General features: G+C 65.8%; 5 protein-coding genes and 1 other RNA gene. 1 reads left to right on the forward strand and 5 read right to left on the reverse strand.

The genetic code is table 11. The features are described from left to right. The 5 genes from mraW to HKL97_RS00805 all read right to left on the reverse strand — a co-directional run. A partial coding sequence (mraW, locus tag HKL97_RS00785; protein ID WP_291421883.1) for a 16S rRNA (cytosine(1402)-N(4))-methyltransferase occupies window positions 1-312 on the reverse strand: 312 nt, incomplete at its 3' end. Then, window positions 309-746, reverse strand: coding sequence for a division/cell wall cluster transcriptional repressor MraZ (locus HKL97_RS00790; RefSeq protein WP_291421885.1), 438 nt, complete (start codon window positions 744-746; stop codon window positions 309-311). The genes HKL97_RS00790 and mraW, both read right to left, overlap by 4 nt. A 210-nt stretch (window positions 747-956) precedes the next feature. Beyond that, window positions 957-1,347: RNase P RNA component class A (gene rnpB, locus HKL97_RS00795), an RNA gene on the reverse strand. A gap of 21 nt (window positions 1,348-1,368) precedes the next feature. Further along, entirely contained in the window at window positions 1,369-2,037 is a 669-nt protein-coding gene (locus tag HKL97_RS00800; RefSeq protein WP_291421887.1) for an N-acetylmuramoyl-L-alanine amidase, read from the reverse strand. Next, on the reverse strand, window positions 2,034-2,777 hold the full coding sequence (locus HKL97_RS00805) for a TerB family tellurite resistance protein (RefSeq protein ID WP_408820524.1): 744 nt from the start codon (window positions 2,775-2,777) through the stop codon (window positions 2,034-2,036). The genes HKL97_RS00800 and HKL97_RS00805 overlap by 4 nt, the downstream gene beginning before the upstream one ends. 111 nt (window positions 2,778-2,888) lie before the next feature. Between HKL97_RS00805 and HKL97_RS00810 the strand changes: the two genes are divergently transcribed. Further along, window positions 2,889-5,499: hydantoinase/oxoprolinase family protein (locus tag HKL97_RS00810; protein WP_291421891.1), on the forward strand; the 2,611-nt coding region annotated here is incomplete at its 3' end.

The raw sequence follows: 5,499 nt of genomic DNA on the forward strand, positions 1-5,499 counted from the left end.
CGAAACCCCCAGATCAACCACCGCGCCATCCAGCGGCCCGACCCCGGCCTCGTCCAACAATTTTTTAAGCTCGCTGATCCTGCCTTGAAAAATCTCTAACCGGCCAGGATACTCGCGGGCCATCTCGCGCCCGCGCGCCACCGCCGCCGGGTCGCGGTCGATGGCGAACAAGCGGCAATCGGCGGCGTCGAGAATCGCCTTCGCATAGCCGCCGCCGCCAAACGTGCCGTCCAGATAAACGCCGCCCGCACGCGGACGCAGCATCGCCACCGCCTCATCGCGCAACACCGGAATATGGGAGAACCCGCTCATGCCTGGCCTCCTGACACAGCTGCCCGCGCCGCCGCCAGATGCGCAGCCCCCGCCGCCGGCTCCCAGATATGAAAATTATCGCCCCGGCCAAAAAACGCCACCGCATCTTTAATACCAGTCAGCGCCAGCGCGCCGGGAGGCAGCACAATCCGCCCCTCCTTATCGGTCTCCAGCTGCCACGCATCGGTGAACAAGCGCGAGACGGTCTCATCATAGGCCGCGTCCAGCCGGTCGTATTTGCTGAGTTCCTTACGCGCCATCTCCGCATAAGCCGAAGGCGCCCAGGCCTCGATACAGCCCTTGATATGCGAGGGACACAAAACCAGCGGAATCGCCCCCGGCTCGCTTTTCAGAATCGCGCGGAAGGGCGCCGGAATGGAAACCCGCCCCTTCACATCCAATCGATTCTCGTGCTTGCCAAAAAACAGCGACATTGGGGGGTTCTCGTTGGGGCTTCACATATCCCGCATGGGATCACATGGGATTTCTCCCCACTATCATGTTCCACACCCCCACGTCAAAGACAATCAAGTTGATACGGCCTCGATTCGACACGATTCACCACGGCCCCGCCTGCGAAGTTTCAGACTCTATGTTTCTGTTTTGTTCTCATCTCTTGCCGGCATCAAACCCTGCGGCAGAGAATATCCAGACGGTCTGTAAGCCGGGTTCTGTCCACATCTTTAACGATGCTGGACGGCCATTCCTCTGGGACGGACCTTGCGGCCCGCCTCAACGCGACCAACCCGGGCGGCGGGTCGAAAATACCCCCGCGTTCATATCCTGAGATACAACGCCGGCCGCCCCTATTCGGTCTTGCTCCCGGTGGGGTTTACCCTGCCAACCCTGTCACCAGGGTTGCGGTGCGCTCTTACCGCACCGTTTCACCCTTACCCCGGACAAGCCGCGGCGGTTTGTTTTCTGTGGCACTGTCCCTGGGGTCGCCCCCGCCGGCTGTTAGCCGGCACCGTATTTCCGTGGAGCCCGGACTTTCCTCCAGCGGGTTGCCCCGCCAGCGGCCGTCCAACCGTCTGGATGCGCGCTCATAGCACCTTTTCAGGCCTGCGCGTCAATCAGCGCCCGCACCGCCGCCGCGCGCCCGGCCGTCAGGGCATCGGCCGCCCCGCTCAGATGCTCCGGCAAAAAATGCAGCTGAAACGCGATGATCACATCGCGCGCGGCAAAGCGCGTATCATAGCCGATCGCCGCCAGATCATCGAGCAAATCCCCCGGCGGCGCGAATGCATCGCTCCACAGCCCAACCCCCGCCGCCGCCAGCGCGCGCCAGCCGAACAATTCGCCGGGGTCCTGCTTGCGGTCCGGCGCAATGTCGGAATGTCCCACCACATTGCGCGCCACAATCGCAGGCCAGCGGCCTAGCACCTCCAGGCACAGCGCCGTCACCGCCGCCATCTGGCGCTCGGGAAACGCGCGATAGCCAAATTCATGCCCCGGATTGACGATCTCGATGCCGATTGAAGCATCATTCAGCCCGCTCACACCGCGCCAAAAACTCACCCCCGCGTGCCAGGCGCGCTTCTCCTCGGCCACCAGGGCATAAACCGCCCCATCCTCATCCACCACATAATGCGCCGAAACCTTCGCCACGGGGTCGCGCAACCGCGCAATCGCCGCCCCGGCGGTCCGCATGCCGGTATAATGCAGCACCAGAAATTCAACCCCGCCCGGCCGTTCGTCAAAATTCGGCGAAGCCGCCGGAATCAAAGCTTCCGCTCGCGCTTGATGGTGTCATACGCCGCGTTGATCCGCGCCACCCGGTCGGAGGCTTTCTTCACCGCCTCGGCGGGCACGCCCTTGGCCGCCAGCGTGTCCGGATGGTTCTCGCGCATCAAAGTCTTCCACCGCGCGCGGATCTCCTCTTTCGTGGCCTGCGGTTTCAAGCCCAGCACGGCATAGGAATCCTCAACCGGCGGCGGGGCCATCGCACCGCCGCGCGCGGCACGCTGCGCCGCGTCCAAATCCAGCCCGAACCCATGCGCCACGCGGGAGAGAAAATCCGCCTCCGCCGCATTCACCGGGCCATCCGCCCGCGCGATCTGGTACAACCCGCCCAGCACCTGCTCCAATATACCCGGGCTGTCCGAGAACGCCTGGCCGAGTTGCACGGCATAACTCTCAAACCCGGCCGCCGACTCGCGCGCACTATCAAACAGCCGCCCCACCTCGGCCACGCTGCCCTCGGGGATGGCAAAACTGCGCCGGAACGCATCTATCTCCACCCGCCCCACCGGCCCGTCGCATTTGGCCAGCTTGGCCGCCAGCACCGTCACGCCCACGGCAAAAATCTGGTCGCGCCGCCCCAGCATCGCCGCCGCCCGCGCGCCATCAAACGGCAGCGGCCTTCCCGCGAAGCTGAATCCGTTCAGATTCCCCTCATCGGCGGCATGCCCCATGGCCGCGCCAAACAGCGCGCCCACCGGCCCGCCCATGGCAAAACCCGCCATACCCCCAATAATCTTGCCCCAAATCGCCATATGCCTAACCTACCATAGCCCGGCCCTTGAACCCAACCCGACAATCATACATCAACCACACCATCTTTCACGGCGGAATATATGACAGGCTGGCAATTCTGGATCGATCGCGGCGGCACCTTCACCGATATCGTCGCCCGCGCCCCCTCGGGCCAGATCACCACCCGGAAACTCCTCTCCGAGAACCCTGAACACTACCAGGACGCCGCCCTGGCCGGCATCGCCGCCTGCCTCGGCCTGCCCCCCGGCGCCGCCATTCCCCCTGGCCTCATCGAACACGTCAAAATGGGCACCACCGTCGCCACCAACGCGCTGCTGGAACGCAAGGGCGCGCCCACATTGCTGCTGGTCAACCGCGGCTTCGCGGATCTGCTACGCATCGGCAACCAGTCCCGCCCCCGCCTGTTCGAGCTTGAAATCAAGCTCCACGGCATGCTCTACCGCAAGGTGGCCGAAGTCTCCGCCCGCACCGGCGCGGACGGCACCATCGTCGAACCGCTGGACGAGGCCGCCGCCCTGCAAACCCTGCGCGCCGCCCGCGCCCAGGGCATTCTCTCCGTCGCCATCGTCCTCATCCACGCCTGGAAATACCCGGAGCAGGAAAAGCGCCTCGGCGAACTCGCCGCCCAGGCGGGTTTCACCAGCATCTCCCTCTCGCATATCGCCAGCCCCCTGCTCCGCCTCGTCCCGCGCGGCGACACCACGATGGCTGACGCCTACCTCTCGCCCATCCTCAAACATTACGTCGCCCAGGTTTCCCAGGGCTTAAACCACGCGCCCCTCTATTTCATGCAATCGCACGGCGGCCTCGCCAGCGCGGAAAATTTCTCCGGCAAGGATGCCGTCCTCTCCGGCCCCGCCGGCGGCATCACCGGTGCCGCGCGCACCGCCGCCCAGGCCGGGTTCCACCGCGTCATCGGGTTTGACATGGGCGGCACCAGCACCGACGCCGCCCTCTACGACAACGGCTTCGCCCATGCCTTCGAGACCGAGATCGCCGGCGTGCGCCTGCGCGCCCCCATGCTCGCCATCAACACCGTGGCCGCCGGCGGCGGCTCCATCCTCGGTTTTGACGGCGCCCGCCTGCGCGCTGGCCCCGAGAGTGCCGGCGCCAACCCCGGCCCCGCCGCCTACCGCAAGGGCGGCCCGCTCACCATCACCGACGCAAACATCCTGCTCGGCAAAATCCTCCCCCATCATTTCCCCGCCATCTTCGGCCCCAATGGCGATGAACCGCTCGACACCGCCATCGTGCACACAAAATTCACCGCCCTGGCGCAACAGGTCGCCACCGCCACCGGCATTGCGGCCACCCCGCAATCCCTGGCCGAGGGCTTCATCCGCATCGCCGTCGCCAACATGGCCCACGCCATCCGCCAGATCACCGTGCAACGCGGCATCAACCCGGCGGATTTCACCCTCGCCAGCTTCGGCGGCGCGGGCGGCCAGCACGCCTGCCTGGTGGCTGACGAGCTAGGCATGGACACCATCTTCATCCACCCCCTCGCCGGCGTGCTCTCCGCCTATGGCATCGGCCTGGCTGATTTCACCCTGGTACGCGACCAGGCGGTTGAACACCCCTTCACGCCCGAATGCATCGCCCTCCTCACCGCCACCGCGGCCAACCTGACGCAAAACGCCACCACCGCCCTGCGCGGCCAGAACCCCGGCGCGCAAATCACCACGGCCACCACCGTTTTGCTGCGTTACGCGGGCACAGACACAGCTCTGCCCGTCCCGCTCACCACCCACGCGCAAATGGCCGGGCAATTCGCTGCCGCCCACCAGCGCCTCTTCGGCTTCACCACGCCCGAAAAACCCCTCGTCGCGGAAACCGTGGTGGTTGAAGCCACAGCCCCCGGCGCGCATGTCCCCGAGCCCCAAATTTCCGCCAAATCCCGCTCCGCCCCGCTGGAGACCGTCAATATCTTCACCGGCGGAAATCCCCTCGCCACCCCGGTCTATGACCGCGACGCCCTGGGCGCTGGCACCATAATCCCCGGCCCGGCCATCTTGCGCGAACAGAACGCCACCACCGTCATCACCCCAGGCTGGAGCGCCAGCATCACCGCGCAAAACCACTGCATCCTGCGCCGCACCACCCCGCGCGAGGCCGTCATCATCGCCGACCCCTCCTGGCCCGACCCGGTGCTGCTCGAGCTTTTCAACAACCTCTTCATGGCCATCGCCGAGCAGGCCGGCACCGTGCTGCGCAACACCGCCCAGAGCGTGAACATCAAGGAACGGCTTGATTTCTCCTGCGCCATATTCGATTCAACCGGCGGGCTTGTCGCCAACGCCCCGCATGTCCCCGTCCACCTCGGCGCCATGGGCGCTTCCGTCCGCCATGTCATCGCCCGGCGCGCCGCCACCCTCAAACCCGGCGACGCCATCGCCCTCAACAACCCCTACGCCGGCGGCACCCACCTGCCGGACATCACCCTCATCACCCCCGTCTTCGACGAAGCCGGCGAAACCATCCGCTTCTTCACCGCCTGCCGCGGCCACCATGCCGACATCGGCGGCCTCACCCCCGGCTCCACCCCGCCATTTTCAAAAACGCTTGAAGAAGAAGGGGTTGTGATCGATAATTTCCTCCTCGTCTCAGGCGGCGTCTTTCAGGAAAACGCCTTGCGCGGCCTGCTCGCCGCCGCCCGCCACCCCGCCCGCAACCCGGACCAGAACATCGCCG

This window comes from Acidocella sp. (genome assembly GCF_013044125.1).
Taxonomy (GTDB): Bacteria; Pseudomonadota; Alphaproteobacteria; order Acetobacterales; family Acetobacteraceae; genus Acidocella.